Below are 21,868 nucleotides of genomic sequence, written 5' to 3'. Positions count from 1 at the left end.
GGCGGACGCAGGCATCAGAGTTGTGAGAAGCGCTGCGCTGTCGGTCGGACATGAGATTCTGAGGCTATGACCCCGCCCCGTCGTCGCACCGCCGCAGCCGCCGCCCCCGGAGTCTCCTGGCGAGACGTCGAGCCGGCGCCGCTGATCCTGATCACCGGCAAGGAGGGCTACCTGATCGCTCGGGCCGTGGACCGGCTGCGGGCGCTGCTCAGGCAATCCCGCGGGGCCATCGAGCTCTCGCGTGTGGACGCCTCCTCCTATGGCCCGGGGCAGCTGCAGGTGCTGGCCAGCCCGTCGCTGTTCGAGGATCCCAAGCTGATCGTGGTCGAGGACCTCGCGCAGATGAGCGAGGACCTGCTCAAGGACGCCCTGGAGTACGTGGGACAGCCGGATCCGGAGGTCGTGGTCGTCTTCGTGCACTCGGGCGGCAACCGCGGCAAGAAGCTGCTCGACGCCCTGAAGGCCAAGGCCGTCGTGGTGGACGCCGCGCCGCTGAAGAACGACCGCGACAAGGTCGAGTTCGTGCGCCACGAGTTCCGCTCGCACCAGCGCACGATCGACCCGGACGCCGCCCGCGCGCTGACGCAGGCCGTCGGCAACTCCACCTCCGAGCTGGCCTCGGCGTGCTCGCAGCTGCTCTCGGACGGCCCGGAGCACATCACCTTCGACGTCGTGGAGACGTACTACGGAGGACGGGTGGAGGCCACTGCCTTCAAGGTCGCGGATGCCGCCCTGGCCGGTCAGCCGGCGGCGGCGCTGAAGCTGTGGCGCCAGGCCCTGGACACCGGCACCGATCCCGTGCCCATGGTCGCGGCCCTGGCCGCCAAGGTCCGGCTCGTGGCCGCCGTGCACGGCGTGGGCGGCAGCGCGAATCAGCTGGCCGGGCAGGTCGGGGGAGCTCCGTGGCAGGTCGAGCGCGCCCAGCAGGAGGCCCGACGCTTCACGGAGGCTGACATGGTCAAGGCTCTGCGCGCTCTGGCGGAGGCCGATGCTCAGGTCAAGGGCGAGTCCCGCAGCGCCCCGTACGCCGTGGAGAAGGCGATCACCACCATCGCGCTGTCCGGTCGCCGCTGAGGCGCGGGTGATCCGCCCGGCGGCGCGTCGGTCAGGAGGCGCTCATGCAGGTCATCAGCGCGCGAGGGTGCGCATCTGCGACTCCTCGCGGGATTCGCCGTCCGCCGTCGCGGAGGGCAGTCCGCACATGCGACAGGGCCCCGCTCCTCACCAGGAGGAGCAGGGCCCTGTCAGAAGCGCCGCGGCGCGGGATCCTGACGGATCAGGCCATCGAGGCGACACGCTTGGCGAAGCCCGACTTCTTGTTGGCCGCGTTGTTCTTGTGCAGCACGCCCTTGGAGACGGCCTTGTCGTACTTGCGGGAGACATCGCGCAGGGCGGTCTCGGCAGCGGACTTGTCGCCGGAGGCGACGGCCGAGTCGAGGCGGCGCACGTAGGTCTTCAGCTCCGACTTGTACGCGTTGTTGCGCAGGCGCGACTTCTCGTTCGTCAGGATGCGCTTCTTCTGGGACTTGATGTTAGCCACAGGGACTCCTCTTCACAGGTTCACGTTGATCGGATCGGTGAGGGCTCACGGCCGACCATGACTGAGACATGAGAGTGGGGACGCTCGCAACAGTCGACCGCAGTGCCCGGCGATCAGCGCGGACACACAGCGGACAAGCCTACCAGAGCGGGGCCTCCGAGGGCGGGAGGCCTCAGCCGCGCCCCTCGAGGCGCTGCGCCACGGTCTCGAAGCGATCCCGCGGCAGCACCGCGCCCTCGCGGCGCACGTCCTCGGGGCGCACGCGGATGACGCGATCCAGCTTGACCTCGGACGGGCGGCCCTCGCGGTCCCAGGCCCCGGTGCCGATGTCGAGGTAGTCGCGATCCGAAGAGGTCGCGTTGTTGCGGTCCTTGGAGGTCAGCATCAGCACGAGCAGGTACGGCTCCTGGCGCCCGACGATCAGCACCGGTCGGTCCTTGCCGCGGGAGTGGTCCTCCTCATAGGGCACCCAGGTCCACACGATCTCCCCGGGGTCCGGCTCGCCGTCGGGATCCGGGGCGTAGGCCACCGGCACCCTGCCTCGGAAGTCGCCGGGATACTCGCCGGACAGCCCGCCCTCGGAGCGTACCGACGACGACGGCCGCGACGGGCTGTGCCGCGAATCGGGTCGGTCTCGGGCTGTCGTCGAGGTCGAGGGGCCCTTGCGCGCCCGGTCGCTCTCGCGCTGGAGGCGCTGCACGACCCGATAGCCGCGCAGCAGGCCTCGGGCGACCTGCCGGAAGTTGATGTTCATGTCCGCTATTGAACCAGGCCCGATGCTGGGCGGCGGCTGCGTCATCGCACGACTCCCGGCATGGCGCCGACCCGCACCGGTCCCGACGACGGGTTCGAGGCGGAGCTCATGAGACACTGGGCCTTTGATCCGCCCTGCCCGTCGGGCGTCGAGCACCGAAGCCGCGCCCCGTCTCCGATCCAGAGAGGCCCCGCCTTGTCCCCACTGGCCGCCCATCCGCCGGTGCCTGCGCGCACCGACCAGTCGGTGCTGCGCAACTTCTGCATCATCGCGCACATCGACCACGGCAAGTCGACCCTGGCAGACCGCATGCTGCAGTCGACCGGCGTGGTCACGCCGCGGGAGATGAAGGCGCAGTACCTGGATCGCATGGACATCGAGCGGGAGCGCGGCATCACGATCAAGTCGCAGGCCGTGCGCATGCCCTGGGCCCTGGACGGCACCGACTACGCGCTGAACATGATCGACACCCCGGGCCACGTGGACTTCACCTATGAGGTCTCCCGTTCGCTGGCCGCCTGCGAGGGCGCGCTGCTGCTCGTGGACGCCGCTCAGGGCATCGAGGCGCAGACCCTGGCCAACCTGTACCTGGCCATGGAGAACGACCTCACGATCATCCCGGTGCTCAACAAGATCGACCTGCCGGCCGCCCAGCCGGAGAAGTACGCGGAGGAGATCGGCAATCTGATCGGCGAGGATCCGGAGCGCGTGCTACGGGTCTCGGGCAAGACCGGCGAGGGCGTCGAGGCCCTGCTGGATCGCATCGTGGAGGAGATCCCGGCGCCGTCGGGCGATCCCCAGGCACCGGCTCGGGCCATGATCTTCGACTCCGTGTTCGACACCTACCGCGGGGTGGTCACCTATGTCCGGCTGTTCGACGGCAGCCTCAAGCCTCGCGAGCGCATCGAGATGATGTCCACCGGTGCCCAGCACGAGCTGCTCGAGATCGGCGTGATCTCCCCGGAGCCCAAGCCCACCGACGGCCTGGCCGCGGGGGAGACCGGCTACCTCATCACCGGCGTGAAGGACGTCCGCCAGTCCCGCGTGGGCGACACCGTCACTACCGCTGTGAAGGGTGCGGACCAGGAGCTCGGCGGCTACGAGGACCCCAAGCCCATGGTCTTCTCCGGGCTGTTCCCGATCGACGGCTCGGACTACCCGGTGCTGCGCGATGCCCTGGAGAAGCTGCAGCTCAACGACGCCGCCCTGGTCTGGGAGCCCGAGACCTCCACGGCGCTGGGCTTCGGCTTCCGCTGCGGCTTCCTGGGACTGCTGCACCTGGAGATCACGCGAGAGCGACTCGAGCGCGAGTACAACCTGGACCTGATCGCCACGGCGCCGTCGGTGTCCTATGACGTCACGACCGAGGACGGCACCGAGCTGCGGGTCACCAACCCGTCCGAGTTCCCCGAGGGCAAGATCAAGGAGATCCGCGAGCCGATGGTCTCGGCCACCATCCTGGCGCCGTCGGAGTTCGTGGGCACCATCATGGAGCTAGCCCAGTCCAAGCGCGGCCAGATGGGCGGCATGGACTACCTCTCCGAGGATCGCGTGGAGCTGCGCTACCGCCTGCCGCTGGCCGAGATCGTGGTGGGCTTCTTCGACCAGCTGAAGTCCAAGACCCGCGGCTACGCCTCCCTGGACTGGAAGGCCGACGGCGACGAGGTCTCCGAGCTCGTGAAGGTCGATCTCCTGCTGCAGGGCGAGCGCGTGGACGCCTTCTCCGCGATCACGCACAAGGACAAGGCCTACTCCTACGGCACCACCATGGCGAATAAGCTGCGCGAGCTCATCCCGCGCCAGCAGTTCGAGGTCCCCGTCCAGGCGGCGATCGGCTCGCGGATCATCGCACGAGAGAACATCCGGGCCATCCGCAAGGACGTGCTCTCCAAGTGCTACGGCGGCGACATCACCCGCAAGCGCAAGCTGCTCGAGAAGCAGAAGGAGGGCAAGAAGCGCATGAAGATGGTGGGTCGCGTGGAGGTCCCCCAGGAGGCCTTCGTGGCTGCGCTGTCGGCGGACGAGCCGGAGAAGAAGAAGTAGTCGTGGGTCCCGGCCCGGCGGTGGTGGCCGTCTCGGCCAAGCGTCGCACGCAGGACGCCTGGGGCGTGGCCCGTGAGGCCCACGGCACGCTGCGGGCTGCATGGGTGCTCGATGGCGCCACCCCGCTGGGCGCCGAGAACCCCCGGGTGGCCGCAGAGCAGGTCTCCTGTTTCGCCTGGCGGTTCTCTGCGGCCCTGCGCACGGGCCTCGGTCGCACCGGCTCGCAGCAGCAGTCGCTGCCGCAGATCGTCGAGACGGCGCGGGCACAGGCCCAGCGCAGCATCGAGATCGGGTGGCCGGGGGCCGAGATCCCTACGACCACGCTCTCGCTCATCCGTCGCACCGGTGAGGGGCTCGAGTGCTTCGTGCTGGGGGACTCGTCGCTGTGGATCGAGGAGGGACCCGACATCCGAGAGGTCGTGGATCCGCAGTTCGCCGACGGCGACGCCCGCGTGCTGCGTCGGTGGCACGAGCTGCGAGCGCAAGGGCGCTCGGCCGAAGCCGCCTACGCCGAGCTGCTTGAGGCTCAGGCGCAGGAGCGACTCACGCGCAGCACGGACGACGGGCTCTGGATCCTGGGAGGCTCACCGGAGGCCGCGCAGCATGCCTGCGGGCACCTGGTGCCCGGCGGACAGCGTCGGCGCGTGTGCCTGCTCAGCGATGGCCTGGAACGTGTCGTCAGCACCTTCGGGGTCATGGATCAGCGCGGCCTGTTCGAGGCCCTGCAGACGGCTTCGGCAGGCGGGGCGGTCCAGCGCCTCCGTCGGCTGGAGCGCGCCGACCCCCGGTGCGTGCTCGCACCCCGGCTGACCGTGCACGATGACGTCACAGGTCTCGCCTTCACGCTCTGACCTGCACTGACGCCCAGAGTCTGAGGCTCGATGGGAGCTTGAAGACTCCCTGTAATCATAGAACCTGAAGTTGAACTCGAAGGAATGACATGCCCTCTCTGCCCGATGGTGAGACCCCTCCCGAGGACGGGCTGCTCCCGGACTCGGCCGCCCGTGGCAGCGCCGAGCGGACGCTGAGCCTGTACGTGCATGTGCCGTTCTGCTCGGTGCGCTGCGGCTACTGCGACTTCAACACCTACACCGCGCTGGAGCTCGGCCCGGACGTCTCGCAGGCGGCCTATCACCTGGAGGCGGTGCGCGAGATCGAGTTCGCCCGCCACGCGCTCGAGACCTCAGGGGTGGCGCCCCGGCAGCTGCACACCGTGTTCTTCGGCGGGGGCACGCCCACCCGGCTGGCCTCGACGGCGCTCGTGGAGATCCTGCGCAGCGCCCGCGAGAGCTTCGGGCTGGTCGAGGACGCCGAGGTCACCACCGAGGCCAATCCCGACTCCGTGACCCGCGAGGACCTGCAGACCCTTGCTGACGGAGGCTTCACGCGGGTGTCCTTCGGCGTGCAGTCGGCGGTGCCGCATGTGCTGCGCACCCTGGAGCGCACCCACGACCCGGCGAACGTGCCGCGGGTCGTGCAGTGGGCACAGGAGGCCGGGCTGTCGGTGAGCACGGACCTGATCTACGGGACTCCGGGGGAGTCGCTCGAGGACTGGCGCGAGTCGCTGCGCCAGGCCATCTCGCTGAAGCCCGATCACCTCTCCGCCTACTCCCTGATCGTGGAGGACGGCACGCGGATGGCCGCGCAGATGCGTCGCGGGGAAGTGGCTGCGGTGGACCCGGACGACCAGGCCGAGAAGTACGCCATCGCCGAGCAGATGCTCGCCGAGGCCGGCTTCGAGTGGTATGAGATCTCCAACTGGTCACGGGCCGCCGGCGGGCGCAGCGCCGTGGAGAACCGCTCGGCGCACAATCTCGCCTACTGGCACAACCAAGACTGGTGGGGCGTGGGCCCCGGCGCCCACAGCCACGTGGGCGGCGTGCGCTGGTGGAATCGCAAGCACCCCATGCCGTACGCGCAGACCGTGCGCCGAGGCCTCTCGCCGGCGGTGGGCCGCGAGCTGCTCGACGACGAGACCCGCTACGTGGAGCGCGTGATGCTCGAGTCCAGGATCGCCGACGGCATGCCGATCGACGCGCTGCGTCCGCAGGGGCGGGCGCAGATCGCGGGGCTGGTGGCCGAGGAGCTGATCGACGGACGCAGTGCCGTGCAGGGCAGGCTCGTGCTCACGCTGCGGGGCCGGCTGCTCGGCGATGCCGTGGTGCGCAGGCTGCTCGTCGACTGAGCGGGGCTGAGAGTACAGACGCAGAAGGCCCCGCCGCGGCGGGGCCTTCTGCAGCTGGGGCAGGACGCCGGACGGGTCAGTCGGCGGTGCCGGTCTGCGGCTCGGGGGCATCGGCGGTGCGGCCGCTGGGGGTGACGACCTGACCCTGGGCGGTGACCGGGCCGGAGGTCCGGCGCTGCCGGCGGCGCTCGGCACGACGGCTGGCCAGGGCGTCGTAGAGGTACCAGTTGTACCGGTAGCGATAGGGGCGCCCGGAGTTCGCCGAGACGGCGGCTGCGACGGCGGAGATCGCCAGGCACAGCCAGGCGGCGGCGGCCAGGATGGCGAAGATCCAGCCGATCCAGGGGATGAAGGCGAGCACCGTACCGGCGAGGACCACGAGAGTGGGCAGCAGGGTGAAGTTCGCGGCCTCCAGGGACTCCTGCTCGGTGAAGCGGGCCCGGCCTCGGGCCCAGCGGTGGATGATCATGCTGGGCAGGCAGCCGATGACGCCGAGCATGTGCGTCAGCGTGGCCAGCTGCTGGTCATCCGTGACGGACAGCGGGCCGGGCCGGGCGCTGAGCCCCTCGTACTCGTTCGAGGCGAGCGGGGCCTGATCGTGGGAGTCGGGCTCGGCGCCGGAGTCGCTGAGTCGCTGGGGGCTGCTGCTGGAGACGGCCACGGTCCACCTTCGAGTTCGTGTGACCGGCGGGACCGGTCGTGCGGGCACCGTGATCCCTTGGGGGCGGGGCGGCGCTCGGGTCGCCCACAGTCTAGCCGCTGACTGCGCACGACGCGCTTCGGGCCGGGCTCGTGTGACGAGCCGATCAGGTGCCGGCGGGGACCGTGACGAAGTCGATGAGCTCCTCCACTCGACCCAGCAGCGCCGGCTCCAGATCGGCGTAGGTATCCACGCGGGCCAGGATCGAGCTCCAGGCCCGCCCGATGTCCTCCGGGGTCTCGTGCGGCCAGCCCAGCCCGCGGCAGATCCCGGTCTTCCAATCGGTGCCGCGGGGCACCTCGGGCCAGGCGCGGATGCCCATGGCGCTGGGCTTCACGGCCTGCCAGATGTCGATGTACGGGTGGCCCAGGATCGCGACATTGCCGCGGGCGGCGGGCACCTGCATGGCCTCCTCGGCGATCCGCGACTCCTTGGAGCCGGCCACCAGGTGATCCACCAGGATGCCCAGGCGCCTGGCGGGGGCGGGGGAGAACTCGGCGACGGCCGCGGCCAGGTCGTCCACGCCGTGCAGCGGCTCGACCACGATGCCCTCCACCGCCAGGTCGTGTCCCCAGACCTTGGCGACCAGCTCGGCGTCGTGCTTGCCCTCGACCCAGATGCGGGAGGCCTGGGCCGTGCGGGCGCGGAAGCCCTCGACCTCGACCGAGCCGGAGCGCGTGCGCGCGGGGGCCTTCGGCGCGCTGCGGCGCTGCGGCTCGGCGGCGATCACGGGCTCGCCCTCGAAGAGGAAGCCCGGACCGAGGGGGAAGCCGCGGACCCTGCCGCGCCGGTCCTCCAGGCTCAGCACGCGCATCCCGCCGATGGTCTCCAGGCGCACGACGGCGCCCACCCAGCCGGTCTCGAACTCCTCGAGGACCATGCCGCGGGCCACGGGCAGCTCGCGCGGCTGGGGAGGCCGGCTCGCGGCGGACAGGTCGCTGAGGGAGCGGGGTCCCCAGGATGCGGCGGGCATGGCGGCCTCTTCGGATCGACGGCGAGGAACGGCGATCCGCTGCGGAGGCTCCCGGCGGATCAGCGGCGAGCGTATCAAGGCCCGCGGTGCGAGCGCCGAGGCGTGAGCCCGCCTACACTGGCTTAGCAGTGTGCGGCCTCGAGTGCCAGAATGGGCCTTCGAGAGGACCAGCGGCGCACGGTCGGCGCAGGAAGGAGCGGAGCATGGACCACCCCCGGAGACTGCAGATCCTGCAGGCCATCGTGGAGGACTATGTCCACTCCCGGGAGCCGGTCGGCTCCCAGGCCCTCGTCGAGCGCCACGCACTGGGCGTGTCCTCGGCGACCGTGCGCAACGACATGGGAGTGCTGGAGGAGGAGGGGCTGATCATGGCCCCGCATACCTCCTCCGGACGGATCCCCACGGCCAAGGGATACCGCGAGTTCGTGGACCGGATCTCGGCGGTCCAGCCGCTGACCCCGGCCCGGCGCCGCGCGATCCAGACCCTCCTCGAGGGCGCCGACGGCATGGACGACGTCATGGAGCGCACCGTGCGGCTGCTCTCGCAGCTCACGCATCAGGTGGCGGTCGTGCAGTACCCCTCGGTGAGCTCGGCGGCGCTTCGGCATCTGGAGCTGGTGCGGATGGATGAGCACCAGGTCCTGCTGGTCGTGATCCCCACCGACGGACGGGTCTGCCAGCGGATGCTGCGCACGCCCGAGCCCGTCGCCGAATCCGTCGTGCTGGATGCTCGAGCCCGTCTGCTGGGCGCGGCCGTCGGGCATCCCCTGACGGGTGCCGGGGCCGCCGTCGCCGCCGCGGCCCAGCAGGCGCCGCCTGCCGAGCGGCCCCTGCTGGAGGCCGCGGGCGCAGCCGTGACCGCCCTGCTGGACAGCGAGCCCGGCCAGCGCATGCTCCTGGCCGGCACAGCGCACCTGGCGCAGTCGACCGACGACTTCCGCCGCAGCATCGGTCCCGTCCTGGAGGCGCTGGAGGAGCAGGTCACCCTGCTGCAGCTGCTCTCCGAGATGGAGCAGGACGAGCGCGGGGTGGCCGTGCGCATCGGGGCCGAGGACTCCTCGGACCCGCTGGTCGAGACCGCTGTCGTGGCCACCGGATATGGTCCGCAGCGCCGCGCCAAGCTCGGCGTGCTGGGACCCACCCGCATGGACTACCCGCAGACCATGGCGGCGGTGCGCGCCGTGGCCCGCTACCTGTCGCGCTCGCTGCCCGGCTGAGCCGCACCCGCAACAGACTCGCGCGCCGGCGAGTCCGGCCCTGCGGCCGGTGCGCGGCGCGCAGACCACGAACCGCTGAGATGACTGAGGACGGTAACGACCTGTGAGCGATCACTACGAGACCCTGGGCGTGTCCCGGGACGCCTCCGCCGAGGAGATCAAGCGCGCCTACCGCAAGAAGGCCCGCGAGCTGCACCCGGACGTCAACCCGTCGCCGGATGCCGCCGATGAGTTCAAGCGCGTCTCCCACGCCAACGACGTCCTCTCCGACCCGGAGAAGCGGCGCATCTACGACGCCACCGGCAATGAGAACGGCGAGTCCGGCTTCGGCGGAGGCGCCGGCTTCGGAGGCGGGGGCTTCGGCGGATTCGGCGACATCTTCGACGCCTTCTTCCAGGGCGGCGGCGCCCAGGGCCCCAAGTCGCGCACCCGCCAGGGCCAGGACGCCCTGATCACGGTGGAGGTCTCCCTCCAGGAGGCCGTCTTCGGGACGCAGAAGCGGATCACCGTGGACACCGCCGTCGTGTGCCCCGAGTGCCAGGGCACCTGCTGCCAGCCGGGCACCCACCCGGAGCAGTGCACGGACTGCGGCGGTCAGGGGCAGGTTCGCCAGCCCATCCGCTCGCCCCTGGGCACCGTGATGACCGTGGCCGAGTGCCCCACCTGCCGCGGCTACGGCGACGTCATCAAGACCCCCTGCCAGGAGTGCTACGGCCACGGGCGCGTGCGCGACAAGCGGCCGCTGAACGTCAAGATTCCGGCAGGCGTGCGCAGCGGCGTGCGCATCCGCCTGTCCGGGCAGGGCGAGGCTGGTGTGGCCGGCGGTCCCAGCGGAGACCTCTACGTGGAGACCAAGGTCGCCGAGGACCCCACCTTCACCCGCGAGGGCGATGACCTGCACGTCACCGTGCGCATCCCCATGACCTCGGCCGCCCTGGGAACCACCCTGAAGCTCGACACGTTCGACGGCTCCCAAGAGATCTCCGTCCCTGCCGGGACGCAGTCGGGGCAGACCCGCACCGTCGAGGGCCTGGGCTCCACCCGCCTGCGCAGCCAGTCCGGCCAGCGCGGCGATCTGGTGGTGCACCTGGAGGTCGAGACCCCGGAGGAGCTCACCGGCGAGCAGCGCAAGCTGCTCGAGCAGCTGGCCTCCCTGCGCGGGGAGCAGCAGCACACCGGCACGGCCGTGAGCCGCACGCAGGAGCGCAGCGGCGGCGGAGGCTTCTTCTCTCGCCTGCGCGACCGCTTCGCGGATCAGTGAGGCGCAGGCCATGACCACGCTGCCCGTCTTCCGCGCCGAGTCCGAGCTGCTCAGCGCCGGCATGGGGGAGCAGATCGTGCTGAGCGGACCGGAGGCCCGCCACGCCGCCACCGTGCGGCGCCTGAGCCCCGGCGAGCAGCTCGAGCTCGTCGACGGCCAGGGGCTGCGCGTCACCGGCAGCGTGGTGAGCGCTACCGGTGATCGCATCGAGCTGCGCGTCGAGCACAGCCTGCAGGAGCCCGCGCGGACCCCCGAGCTGCTGCTGGTGCAGGCGCTGGCCAAGGGCGACCGGGATCTGCAGGCCGTCGAGACCTGCACCGAGCTCGGCATCGACGCCGTCATCCCGTGGCAGGCGGAGCGCTCGATCGCCCGACTGCGTCCCGAGCGCCAGGCCAAGCAGCTGGCCAAGTGGGACTCCACCCTGACCTCGGCGGCCAAGCAGTCCCGACGGGCCCGCTGGCCGCAGCTGCGCGGGCCGGTCACCAGCGCCGCGCTGACCCGGCTCATCGAGCAGAGTCCGGGCACCCGCTGGCTGGTGCTGCACGAGAGCGCCTCGCAGCCCCTGAGCCAGCTGCTGCCCGAGATCGCGGCCGACGGCTCCTGCGAGGGCATCGGCCTGATCGTGGGTCCGGAGGGCGGTGTCTCGGATGCCGAGCTCGAGCGCTTCGCGGCGGCAGGTGCGCAGCCCATGCTTCTGGGCCCCGAGGTCCTGCGCTCCTCGAGCGCCGGCGCGGCCGCCGTGGCGGTGCTTTCCTCGGCGCTCGGTCGCTGGTGAGCAGCCGTGGGCGCTGAGAGCTGCCCCTGGGGCGTCGCACCGGCGCGATAGCATGAGTCCTCGACCCGCACCGCGGCGCGCACCAGCGTGCTGCCCTCGTGCGGCGAAGACCACGGCGCAACGGAAGGCGGCAGAGGCCCACAGGGCCCTCACCATGGATCACAGCACCCTCTCGGACACCGGAGCGGACCCGCAGCGGCCCGCCGGAGATTCCGCGCAGGTCACCGCGCCTGGGCACGAGCGCGTGCGGCGCACCGTCGTGTTCCACGACCGCGAGACCATGGTGCGCAGCATCGGCCAGGCGGACTCCGCGCTCACCCAGATCGAGCTGGCACGGCCCGGCACCCATCTGCGCGCCCACGATCTCACCGTCTCGGTGGAGGGCCGCTCGGAGGACGCCGACGTCGTCGTCGCGCTCCTGGAGGAGATCCGCGCCCTGGCCGCCCAGGGGACCCTCGTGACCCCGCAGGTGATCGCCCAGCTGCTGGGCATCCTCGGTCGGGACGCGGCTGCGCGGCCGTCGAGCGCGCTGAACCAGGACATCCTCAGCTCGCGCGGGCGCACCATCCGCCCCAAGACGGTCAACCAGAAGCTGTACGTGGACGCGATCGACGACCACACCGTGACCTTCGGCATCGGCCCGGCAGGCACGGGCAAGACCTACCTGGCCATGGCCAAGGCGGTGCAGGCGCTGCAGCGCAAGGAGGTCTCGCGGCTGATCCTCACGCGTCCCGCGGTGGAGGCCGGCGAGCGACTGGGCTTCCTGCCCGGGTCCCTCAACGAGAAGATCGACCCCTACCTGCGTCCGCTCTTCGACGCCCTCCACGAGATGCTGGACCCGGACTCGATCCCCAAGTTCATGGAGGCCGGGACCATCGAGGTCGCCCCGCTGGCCTACATGCGCGGGCGCACGCTCAACGATTCCTTCATCATCCTGGACGAGGCGCAGAACACCACGCCCGAGCAGATGAAGATGTTCCTCACGCGGCTGGGCTTCGGCTCCAAGGTCGTGGTCACCGGCGACATCACGCAGGTGGATCTGCCGGGAGGCACGTCCTCGGGGCTTCGCCAGGTGGAGCACATCCTCCACGGAGTGGAGGACATCGCCTTCCCGGAGCTGACCAGCGACGACGTCGTGCGCCACGAGCTGGTGGGCCGGATCGTCGATGCCTACGAGGTCTTCGGCGCCACCAATCGCAGGCGCCAGGAGCGCCGTGAGCGCAAGGACGCGCGTCGGGAGGCCGCGGCCCAGCGGGAGTCGGCGGACGGCGCTGAGCCTCAGGGGGAGGACGCATGAGCGTCGAGTTCGACATCCGCCCGGTGCCCCAGGACGCCTCGGCCGCCGATCGTGCCAGCTGGGAGGCCTACGTCCCGGCGCGGCAGCAGGAGCTGGTCGAGCACTGCTTCCGCGAGCTGCACCTGGCCGAGACGGTCGAGCTGTCGATCGCCGTGGTCGACGAGGACGAGATGGCCGATCTGCACGTGCAGTGGATGGATCTGCCCGGACCCACCGACGTCCTGTCCTTCCCCATGGACGAGCTGCGCGCCGGCACGGCCCAGGAGCCCGCCGAGGGCGTGCTCGGGGACATCGTCCTGTGCCCGCCGGTGGCCGCGCGGCAGGCCGCTGAGGCCGGGCACAGCACGCAGGACGAGTTCGCCCTGCTGACGGTCCACGGCATCCTGCACCTGCTCGGCCACGATCACGCCGAGGACGACGAGCGCCGGAGGATGTTCGCCCTGCAGCGCGAGCTGCTCAGCGGCTTCCTGGGGCGCCAGGCCCCCGCCGAGACCGTCCGCTGAACCACCAGTCGGCGCGCACTACCGCCGCATGCCCGGCCGCGGGATCCCGCTGGCCCACGACCCACGAGAGCAGCACCTTGATGAGCGAGAGCAACCAGACCGGCGGACCCGCGCAGTGGGACGACCCCGCACAGACCCGTGCGGGCTTCGCCGTGTTCGTGGGCAGGCCCAACGCGGGCAAGTCCACGCTGACCAATGCTCTGGTCGGCGAGAAGATCGCGATCACCTCCAACCGCCCGCAGACCACGCGTCACACCATCCGCGGGATCGTGCACCGGGACAGCGGCCAGCTCGTGCTCGTGGACACTCCCGGGGTGCACCGCCCGCGCACGCTGCTGGGGGAACGGCTCAACGAGCTCGTGAGCGAGACCCTCAGCGAGGTCGACGTCCTGGGCCTGTGCATCCCCGCGGACGAGAAGATCGGCCCCGGCGATCGCTTCATCGCCGAGCAGCTGGCCGCCGCCGGACGCAAGCCGATCGTCGCGGTGATCACCAAGGCGGACAAGGTCGATCGAGGTGAGCTGGCCGAGCAGCTCATGGCGGTCGAGGCCATGGGCCGAGAGGTGCTCACCGCGGAGCACGTCGAGTTCCAGCGCAGGCAGGGCATCCGCGCCCGCAAGCGCGGCCGCGACTACACGCCGGCCCCGGTGCCCCAGGACATCGGATTCGCCGAGGTCATCCCGGTCTCCGCGGTGGACAGCTTCCAGCTCGAGGAGCTGGCCGAGCTGCTGATCTCGCGCATGCCGATCTCCCCGCCCCTCTACCCGGACGGCGATCTCACCGACGAGCCCGAGATGACGCTGGTCGCCGAGCTCGTGCGCGAGGCCGCCCTGGAGGGCGTGCGCGATGAGCTGCCCCACTCCCTGGCCGCGGTGTGCGAGGACATGATCCCGCGCGAGGACCGGCCCGCAGATGATCCCATGCTGGATGTGCACGTCTCGCTGTACGTGGAGCGCCCGTCGCAGAAGGCCATCGTGATCGGCAAGGGCGGGGCACGGCTGCGGGAGATCGGCGCGGCATCCCGCGCCTCGATCGAGCGGCTTCTGGGCACCCGGGTCTACCTGAATCTGCATGTGAAGGTGGCCAAGGAGTGGCAGCGCGACCCCAAGCAGATGTCGCGGCTCGGCTTCTGAGCCTCGAGCAGATCCCAGATCGACCGGAGCACCCGTACGTGAGCACACACCCCCGCGACCCAGCCCAGGGCAGCCGGCCCAGCGCCGGGTCCGAGCAGCTCGGCCGGCACTGGCGCGCCTCGTCCGCGCCTCCGCAGGGGCCTCGCTGGGGACTGATCATCGCGGTCATGGTGATGGCTGTCGCGGTGGGCATCGGCGGGCTGAGCATCTTCCGTCTACAGCAGAACCTCGTGACCAGTCCGCTGAACCTGGGCTCGGAGGGGTCGGAGACCGTCGCGCAGACCGGGGCCACCGACATCCTCATCATGGGCTCGGACACCCGCGAGGGCGAGGGCAATTCCCGCTACGGCGAGGTCGAGGAGGGCAACGGCGGCGGCAAGACCGACGTCATGATGCTGGCCCACATCTCCGAGGACCGCGAGGACGTCACGGTCGTGTCCTTCCCCCGCGACCTGATCGTGGAGCTGCCCGAGTGCACGGACCCGCAGACGGGCGAGGTCTTCCTCGAACAGGAGGCCGCCATGCTCAACTCGGCCGGTGAGAACGGCGGGCCCGGCTGCACCGTGGCCGCGATCAACCAGCTCACGGGGCTGAGCATCGATCACTTCATGCTCGCCGACTTCGATGCCGTGACCGAGCTCTCGCGCAGCGTGGGCGGCGTGGAGGTCTGCGTCACCCACGAGGTCGATGATCCCAAGTCCGGGCTCGAGCTGCCGGCGGGCACCTCCACGGTCGAGGGCGAGCAGGCCCTGGCCTTCCTGCGCTCCCGAGCGGCGTTCGGCGACGGCGGCGACGAGTCCCGCATCCGCTCCCAGCAGCAGTTCCTGTCCTCGCTGGCGCGCAAGCTGAAGGCCGAGGGCACGCTGCGCAACCTCCCTGCGCTCTACGACATCGCCGATGTCATGACCCAGAACCTGCACGTGGACGACGAGCTCGGCAACGTGACCCGGATCGTGGGGCTGGCCCGGGAGCTGGCGGATGTGGATCTCTCGCGCGTGGTCTTCGTGTCGGTCCCGGCCGAGGTCTATCCCGCCGATCCCAACCGCCTGCAGCTCGATGAGCAGCCGGCCGAGCAGCTCTTCCAGACCCTGCGTCAGGACGGGTCGCTGACCGAGGACGGGGAGTCGGGTGCCTCCGCCTCGACCTCGGCGAGCTCGAGCCCCTCCGCCGGGGCCTCCTCCTCCGCAGGCACGGCTGCGGCCCAGGCGTTCAGCCCGGACTCCGTGCCCGTCACGGTGATCGATGCCTCGGGCGCGGAGGATCGCGATCAGCAGCTCGTCGACCAGCTGGTCCAGGCCGGCTACGAGCTCAGCGAGCCCGGCGAGCCGTCGGAGGAGGTCCTGCCGGGCACCCAGCTGCACTACGCCATGGGCTGGCAGGGCGCGGCTGAGCAGCTCGCCGACGAGCTCGGCATCCCGGAGTCGCAGATCGCCTACGGCGAGGACCTGCTCAGCGGGGTCTCGCTGACGGTCGGCGAGGACTTCGCCGAGGGCAAGGCCATGCAGCTGGACTCCGAGGTCCCGGAGCAGTACAGCGGCCAGACCGCGGAGCAGTTCACCTGCCAGCAGTGAGGCCCAGGAGGTGCGCGGGCGGCGCTCACGTGGTGATACGGTCGGGAGCATGTGCACGGCCGCGAAGCTACTGCTGATCTGCCGCAGCGGGTCTTGATCCTGGCCTGATCCCGTCCCCGACCACCGGTCGCAGGGACGCCGAGATCGCCAGGAATGGGCCGGATCCCGCTGCGGCGTCAGCCATGCCCGGCCCGGCCCGCATTCTCACCCCTGCCGCCCGGTGCTCCCGCGCGGCATCAGAGACAGGTACACCCATGCAGAATCGCCAGAAGCCCTCGGGCATGCCCACGCACAAGTACCGGCCGTTCCACGAGCAGATCCCGTTCTGCCTGCCCGATCGCACCTGGCCGGACCGCACGATCACCCAGGCCCCGCGCTGGTGCGCCGTGGACCTGCGCGACGGCAACCAGGCCCTGATCGATCCCATGGACTCGCAGCGCAAGCTCATGATGTTCGAGCTGCTCGTGAAGATGGGCTACAAGGAGATCGAGGTCGGCTTCCCCTCCGCCTCGCAGGTCGACTTCGACTTCGTGCGCCGTCTCATCGACGAGGACCGCATCCCGGAGGACGTCTCGATCCAGGTGCTGACCCAGTCGCGAGAGCACCTGATCCAGCGCACCTTCGAGGCGATCGCCGGTGCCCCGCAGGCGATCGTGCACCTCTACAACTCCACCTCGAACCTCCAGCGCCGCGTGGTGTTCCGCTCGGACGAGGACGGGATCGTCGACATCGCCCTGACGGGCGCGCGCCTGTGCATGAAGTACGAGGAGCAGCTCGCGGCCACCACCGACACCAAGATCGTCTACGAGTACTCGCCGGAGTCCTTCACCGGCACCGAGCTCGAGTTCGCCGCCCGGATCTCCAACGAGGTCGCCGAGACCTTCGAGATCGGCGGCGATCGCGAGATGATCCTGAACCTGCCGGCCACCGTCGAGATGGCCACCCCCAACGTGTACGCCGATTCGATCGAGTGGATGACGCGCAACCTGTACCACCGCGACGCCACGATCCTGTCCCTTCACCCGCACAACGACCGCGGCACCGGCGTGGCCGCCGCCGAGCTGGGCTACCTGGCCGGGGCGGATCGCATCGAGGGATGCCTGTTCGGCAACGGCGAGCGCACGGGCAATGTGGATCTGGTGACCCTGGGGCTGAACATGCTCACCCAGGGCGTGGATCCCATGATCGACTTCTCGGACATCGCCCATATCCGCTCCACCGTGGAGACCGCGAACCAGCTTCCGGTCCCGGAGCGCTCCCCGTACGGCGGCGACCTGGTCTTCACCGCGTTCTCGGGCTCGCACCAGGACGCGATCAACAAGGGCTTCGACGCCATGCAGGCCGATGCCCAACGCCAGGGCGTCTCGGTGGAGGACCTCGAGTGGGCCGTGCCGTACCTGCCGATCGATCCCAAGGACCTGGGCCGGTCCTACGAGGCCGTGATCCGTGTGAACTCGCAGTCCGGCAAGGGCGGGGTGGCCTACCTCCTGAAGACCGAGCGCGGGCTCAGCCTCCCGCGCCGGGCCCAGATCGAGTTCTCCGGCGTGGTCCAGCGCCACACGGAGGACAGCGGCAGCGAGGTCAGCGGCGAGCAGATCTGGGAGATCTTCCAGGACGAGTACCTTCCGGCCGATCACGAGGGCAACCGCTGGGGAAGCTACCGCCTCACCTCGATCAGCACGCACTCCGAAGGCGACGGAGACACCCGCCTGGACCTCGGGCTGGAGGTCGACGGCACCGCGCGCCAGCGCTCTACCAGCGGCAACGGACCCATCGACGCCCTCATCCAGATCCTGCGCGCAGAGGGCGTCGACCTGCGGCTGCTCGACTACTCGGAGCACACCCTCTCTGCCGCCTCGGACGCCCAGGCCGCCTCGTTCGTGGAGCTCGCGGTGGGCGAGCACGTCCTGTGGGGGGCCGGGATCGACTCCTCGACCACGCGCTCGTCGCTGAAGGCCGTCGTCTCGGCGGTCAACCGCGCGGCGCGCGCGGCGTCCCAGGAGGCCTGAGGCCGAGATGGCCCGGGGCTCGTCGTTCGCCTCTGCGTCCTACCGGGACACCGGAGTCGTGCTGCGGACCTACCCGCTGGGGGAGGCCGACCGGATCGTGGTCCTGCTCACCCGGGACCACGGTCAGGTCAGGGCCGTGGCCAAGGGCGTGCGGCGCACGAGCTCCAAGTTCGGCTCCCGGCTCGAGCCCTTCGCGCTGTCGGACCTGCAGCTCGTGCACGGGCGCAGCCTGGACATCGTCTCCCAGGCGGTGGCCCGCAAGACGTGGTCCACGGCCATCGCCTCGGACTACTCCCGGTTCACCGCGGCGGCGGCCATGGTGGAGGCGGCCGAGCAGCTCTCGACCGACGACGGGCAGGAGACCCGACCGCAGTACGACCTGCTGATCGGGGCGCTGTCCGCGCTGGCCCGGGGGCTGCACGCCCCGGATCAGCTGCTCGACTCCTACCTGCTGCGGGCCATGTCCGCCGCCGGCTGGGCGCCGTCGTTCACGGTGTGCGCCCAGTGCGGCGATCCGGGTCCGCACCGATCGTTCAGTGCGCAGCTGGGCGGGATGGTCTGCGATCGCTGCCGACCGCCCGGTTCCCTGTCGCCGGACGTGCGCGTCGTCGCCCATCTGCAGGCGCTGCTGGACGGCGACTGGGCCCGGGTGGATGCGGTCGAGGCCCGCACCGCCCGGGGAGCCGCCGGTATCATCGGCGCCTACGTCCAGTTCCATCTGGAGCACGCCGTGAAGTCGCTCTCGCTCGTCGAGCGCGACTGATCCCCGTCGAGAGGACCTCAGTGAGCCGTTTCGCCCCGCCCCCGGCCCACCCTTCCGGTGCCGTGGCTCCGCCGATCCCCGCCCAGTTCGTGCCGCAGCACGTGGCCGTGGTGATGGACGGCAACGGGCGCTGGGCCAACGAGCGGGGCCTGCCGCGCAACGAGGGCCACCGCGCCGGTGAGCGCGCCCTGGTGGACGTGGTGGCCGGTGCCATCGAGATGGGCATCCCGTACGTGTCGGCCTACGCGTTCTCCACGGAGAACTGGAAGCGCTCGCCCGGCGAGGTCGCCTTCATCATGAACTTCACGGCCGAGGTCATGCAGCGCCAGCTCGAGACCTTCCACGAGTGGGGCGTGCGCATCCGCTGGGCGGGGCGACGTCCGCGTCTGTGGCGCTCGGTGATCGACCGGCTGGAGACCGCCGAGCGGGAGACCCGCGATCACGACGTCGCCACGCTGACCATGTGCGTGAACTACGGCGGCCGCGCCGAGATCGCCGATGCCGCCGCGGCCATGGCCCGAGATGCCGCCGACGGGCGCCTCAACCCCCGCAGGATCGACGAGAAGACGCTGCAGTCCTACCTCGATGAGCCGGACCTGCCGGACGTCGATCTCTTCCTGCGCTCGTCGGGGGAGCAGCGGATCTCCAACTTCATGCTGTGGCAGTCCGCCTACGCCGAGCTCGTCTTCCAGGACGTCCTGTGGCCGGACGTGGACCGTCGGACGCTGTGGGCCGCGGTCGAGGAGTTCGCTCGCCGCGACCGCCGCTACGGAGGTGCCGTGGACAGGGTGACCGGGGCAGGCGGGGCCTGAGGCAGGCTCTCAGCCGCGAGGCAGCTGCTGGGCGATCTCTTGCAGCCATGCCGTCAGATCCGCGAAGGCCCGCTCGCGCACCGGCAGCGTGGAGCGGTGGATGTCATGCAGGCCGCCGTCGTAGCTGTGCACGCGCGGCGTGCGGCTCACCACGCCGATGCTGCGCCTGACCCGTCGCACGTCCAGCACGGTGTCGCGGCGGGCGGCCAGCGGCGTCCACCACGGCAGGAACAGGCTGGCCCGGGCGGTCTGCAGCAGCACAGGGGCCTGGACCCGGAGGCCGCGGCGGTGCAGCTCGCGCAGCCGCAGATGGCCGCGGTGGGCTGCCAGCAGGAAGCCGACCGTGAGCGGGAACGAGGTCTGCGGCCGCCAGCGGGGATCCAGCTCCCATTCGCCTTCGTGCTCGGCAGCGAGGCTGCGGTAGTAGCTGCTCGTCAGCCGCAGCGGCAGCGGGCGGTCGTGCCAGCGCCGCGGCACTCGGCGCAGCGCTGCGACCAGGGCCCGGCCCGTGAGGTCGTGGACGTGCGAGGCGATCCAGGGCGTGGCCAGTGCCAGGCCCGCCGGCGGGTCCTCGGCGGTCAGGGCAGCCAGGGACAGCAGCAGCCCGCCGGTGGAGTGCCCGATCCACACGATGCGCCCCGGCTCGGCCGGTGCCCCGTCCTCGGCGATAGCGCGCACGGCCTGCTGGAGGTCCTCGCGGTACTCGCGCATGGACTCGGCGTAGCCGGGGATGTCGGGACGGGCCAGGACGTCGTCGTCCAGGGCGCGGCCGTAGCCGTGCAGGTCCACGGCGTAGAAGCGGAACCCGGCCGAGGCGACCGTGCGGGCCAGCTCGGGATTGGCGAAGTAGTCCGACCAGCCGTGGACGTAGATCACCGTGCCAGGAGCCCGCAGCCACGCCTCGGAACCCACGCGACGGCGCTCGAGATCCGGCTCATAGGCGGGGTCCTGCCAGGGGATGTGGCGCACCAGCGTGGCGCGGTCGTGCGCCCCGCGCCCCGACACGGGCAGCGCTCGTGCCTGGAAGCCCGGGCCCAGGACGTCCTCGCTCCACGGCCCCTCGGGACGCCCGTCGGCCGGGGCGGGAGTCTGCTCCTGGGCGCTGTGCACGATGGCAGGGCCTCCTGGGGCGCGGGTGCGATGCGGGGGAAGGGCACCGGCATTCTGCGAGAATGTCGGCCATGCGCTTCTACCCTATGTTCTTCCGCCTCGCGTTCTCCGGCATGGACCCCGAGCGGGCCCATCACCTCGGCTTCCTGGGCATCCGCCTGTGCCGGCGTCTCGGCGTCTCGGCGGTGCTGCGCCGGCTGTGCGCGCCCGGTCGCGACCAGGCCGTGGAGGTCATGGGTCTGCGCTTCCCGTCGCGCTTCGGGCTGGCGGCAGGCTTCGACAAGGGCGCCCTGGGCATTCCCGCCCTGGCGGATCTGGGCTTCGGGCACGTGGAGATCGGCACGGTGACGGCCCAGGCGCAGCCCGGCAACCCGCAGCCGAGGCTGTTCCGCCTTCTCGAGGACCGAGCCGTCATCAACCGCATGGGCTTCAACAACGACGGTGCCGCGGCCGTCGCCCCGCGCCTGGCTCAGGCCCGCCGCGAGCTAGACGCCGACTGGTCAGGACGGGCGCGTCCGATCATCGGGGTCAACATCGGCAAGACCAAGGCCGTCGCGCTCGAGGACGCTGTGGCCGACTACCGCGCTTCGACCCGTCAGCTCGCCCCGCTGGCCGACTACATGATGGTCAACGTCTCCTCCCCGAACACCCCGGGGCTGCGCGAGCTGCAGGCCGTCGAGTCGCTGCGGCCCATCCTCACCGCCGTGCAGGAGGAGTCGGCGGCCGCTGCGGGGCGTCGCATCCCGCTGCTGGTGAAGATCGCCCCGGACCTAGCCGATGAGGACGTCCGGGCCGTGGCGGATCTGGCCATGGAGCTGGGCCTGGACGGAATCGCGACCACGAACACGACGATCGCCCGTGAGGGCCTGGGGCTGCGCACCGATCCGGGTGCGGTCGCCGAGATCGGCGCTGGCGGGCTCTCTGGCGCGCCGCTGGCCCCGCGGGCCGAGGAGGTCCTGCGCATCGTGCGCGCGCACGTGGGAGACCGGCTCACGATCATCGCCGCAGGGGGAGTCGCCTCCGCCGAGGACGCTCGGCGCCGATTGGACGCCGGTGCCGATCTGGTCCAGGGCTACACGGCCTTCCTGTACGAGGGGCCGTTCTACGCAGCCCGGATCGTGCGCGGTCTGCGCCGGGCGAGCCGCCGCACCGGTCGCCGCGCGCACCGCGGCTGAGCACCGCCTGCCCGGAAGGCGCCGAAGGCCCCCCCCCCCCCCCGCCG

At 71.1% G+C, this 21,868-nt stretch carries 20 protein-coding genes; 15 read left to right on the top strand and 5 right to left on the bottom strand.

The window, feature by feature from the left end; translation table 11 throughout:
* Positions 1-66: 66 nt before the first annotated feature.
* Positions 67-1,074, top strand: coding sequence for a DNA polymerase III subunit delta (gene holA / locus M3E84_RS00100; protein ID WP_259893796.1), 1,008 nt, complete (start codon positions 67-69; stop codon positions 1,072-1,074).
* 202 nt (positions 1,075-1,276) lie between these two features.
* On the opposite strand, the gene rpsT is transcribed toward holA, so the two are convergent.
* Positions 1,277-1,540 (bottom strand): 30S ribosomal protein S20, encoded by a 264-nt coding sequence (gene rpsT, locus M3E84_RS00095; protein WP_058870931.1) that lies wholly within the window; start codon positions 1,538-1,540, stop codon positions 1,277-1,279.
* 172 nt (positions 1,541-1,712) lie between these two features.
* The gene (locus tag M3E84_RS00090) at positions 1,713-2,294 is read right to left on the bottom strand and encodes a type II toxin-antitoxin system PemK/MazF family toxin (protein ID WP_259893795.1); all 582 of its coding nucleotides are present in this window, start codon (positions 2,292-2,294) and stop codon (positions 1,713-1,715) included.
* A 195-nt stretch (positions 2,295-2,489) separates the two neighbouring features.
* Between M3E84_RS00090 and lepA the strand changes: the two genes are divergently transcribed.
* From lepA to hemW, 3 genes are all read left to right on the top strand, one after another.
* Positions 2,490-4,337, top strand: coding sequence for a translation elongation factor 4 (gene lepA / locus M3E84_RS00085; RefSeq protein WP_259893794.1), 1,848 nt, complete (start codon positions 2,490-2,492; stop codon positions 4,335-4,337).
* Positions 4,338-4,339: 2 nt separating this feature from the next.
* Positions 4,340-5,188 carry a protein phosphatase 2C domain-containing protein gene (locus tag M3E84_RS00080; RefSeq protein WP_259893792.1) on the top strand — a complete coding sequence of 283 codons (849 nt, stop codon included), beginning with the start codon at positions 4,340-4,342 and terminating at the stop codon, positions 5,186-5,188.
* Between the two features lie 89 nt (positions 5,189-5,277).
* Positions 5,278-6,522, top strand: a complete 1,245-nt coding sequence (gene hemW / locus M3E84_RS00075; protein ID WP_259893791.1) for a radical SAM family heme chaperone HemW — start codon at positions 5,278-5,280, stop codon at positions 6,520-6,522.
* Positions 6,523-6,598: 76 nt separating this feature from the next.
* Here the strand turns inward: hemW and M3E84_RS00070 are convergent, their stop codons facing one another.
* Together M3E84_RS00070 and M3E84_RS00065 are read right to left on the bottom strand one after the other, a co-directional pair.
* On the bottom strand, positions 6,599-7,183 hold the full coding sequence (locus M3E84_RS00070; protein ID WP_259893789.1) for a DUF4870 domain-containing protein: 585 nt from the start codon (positions 7,181-7,183) through the stop codon (positions 6,599-6,601).
* A 145-nt stretch (positions 7,184-7,328) separates the two neighbouring features.
* Complete coding sequence (locus M3E84_RS00065) at positions 7,329-8,195, bottom strand: DUF3097 domain-containing protein (protein ID WP_259893787.1); 867 nt, start codon at positions 8,193-8,195, stop codon at positions 7,329-7,331.
* A 203-nt stretch (positions 8,196-8,398) separates the two neighbouring features.
* Between M3E84_RS00065 and hrcA the strand changes: the two genes are divergently transcribed.
* From hrcA to M3E84_RS00015, 10 genes are all read left to right on the top strand, one after another.
* Positions 8,399-9,412, top strand: a complete 1,014-nt coding sequence (gene hrcA / locus M3E84_RS00060; RefSeq protein WP_259893786.1) for a heat-inducible transcriptional repressor HrcA — start codon at positions 8,399-8,401, stop codon at positions 9,410-9,412.
* A gap of 103 nt (positions 9,413-9,515) precedes the next feature.
* Positions 9,516-10,673, top strand: a complete 1,158-nt coding sequence (dnaJ, locus tag M3E84_RS00055; protein ID WP_259893785.1) for a molecular chaperone DnaJ — start codon at positions 9,516-9,518, stop codon at positions 10,671-10,673.
* A 10-nt stretch (positions 10,674-10,683) separates the two neighbouring features.
* Entirely contained in the window at positions 10,684-11,448 is a 765-nt protein-coding gene (locus M3E84_RS00050; RefSeq protein WP_259893784.1) for a 16S rRNA (uracil(1498)-N(3))-methyltransferase, read from the top strand.
* 154 nt (positions 11,449-11,602) lie between these two features.
* Complete coding sequence (locus M3E84_RS00045; RefSeq protein ID WP_396415518.1) at positions 11,603-12,745, top strand: PhoH family protein; 1,143 nt, start codon at positions 11,603-11,605, stop codon at positions 12,743-12,745.
* Positions 12,742-13,248 carry an rRNA maturation RNase YbeY gene (gene ybeY / locus M3E84_RS00040; RefSeq protein ID WP_259893783.1) on the top strand — a complete coding sequence of 169 codons (507 nt, stop codon included), beginning with the start codon at positions 12,742-12,744 and terminating at the stop codon, positions 13,246-13,248. The genes M3E84_RS00045 and ybeY overlap by 4 nt, the downstream gene beginning before the upstream one ends.
* Positions 13,249-13,328: 80 nt before the next feature.
* Positions 13,329-14,381, top strand: coding sequence for a GTPase Era (locus M3E84_RS00035; RefSeq protein ID WP_259893781.1), 1,053 nt, complete (start codon positions 13,329-13,331; stop codon positions 14,379-14,381).
* A 38-nt stretch (positions 14,382-14,419) separates the two neighbouring features.
* Positions 14,420-15,952 carry an LCP family protein gene (locus M3E84_RS00030; protein ID WP_259893780.1) on the top strand — a complete coding sequence of 511 codons (1,533 nt, stop codon included), beginning with the start codon at positions 14,420-14,422 and terminating at the stop codon, positions 15,950-15,952.
* A gap of 254 nt (positions 15,953-16,206) precedes the next feature.
* Positions 16,207-17,961: a 2-isopropylmalate synthase gene (gene leuA / locus M3E84_RS00025; protein WP_259893779.1), complete on the top strand. Its 1,755-nt coding sequence runs from the start codon at positions 16,207-16,209 to the stop codon at positions 17,959-17,961.
* Between the two features lie 7 nt (positions 17,962-17,968).
* Positions 17,969-18,724, top strand: a complete 756-nt coding sequence (recO, locus tag M3E84_RS00020) for a DNA repair protein RecO (RefSeq protein WP_259893777.1) — start codon at positions 17,969-17,971, stop codon at positions 18,722-18,724.
* A 20-nt stretch (positions 18,725-18,744) separates the two neighbouring features.
* The gene (locus tag M3E84_RS00015) at positions 18,745-19,536 is read left to right on the top strand and encodes an isoprenyl transferase (RefSeq protein WP_259893775.1); all 792 of its coding nucleotides are present in this window, start codon (positions 18,745-18,747) and stop codon (positions 19,534-19,536) included.
* Positions 19,537-19,545: 9 nt separating this feature from the next.
* On the opposite strand, the gene M3E84_RS00010 is transcribed toward M3E84_RS00015, so the two are convergent.
* Positions 19,546-20,646 (bottom strand): alpha/beta hydrolase, encoded by a 1,101-nt coding sequence (locus M3E84_RS00010; RefSeq protein ID WP_259893774.1) that lies wholly within the window; start codon positions 20,644-20,646, stop codon positions 19,546-19,548.
* A gap of 71 nt (positions 20,647-20,717) precedes the next feature.
* Between M3E84_RS00010 and M3E84_RS00005 the strand changes: the two genes are divergently transcribed.
* On the top strand, positions 20,718-21,821 hold the full coding sequence (locus tag M3E84_RS00005) for a quinone-dependent dihydroorotate dehydrogenase (RefSeq protein WP_259893773.1): 1,104 nt from the start codon (positions 20,718-20,720) through the stop codon (positions 21,819-21,821).
* Positions 21,822-21,868 lie beyond the last annotated feature (47 nt).

This window comes from Kocuria sp. p3-SID1428, assembly GCF_025149945.1.
Taxonomy (GTDB): domain Bacteria; phylum Actinomycetota; class Actinomycetes; order Actinomycetales; family Micrococcaceae; genus Kocuria.
Note: the sequence above shows the minus strand (reverse complement) of the source record. Positions and strands in the feature narration are given on the sequence as shown.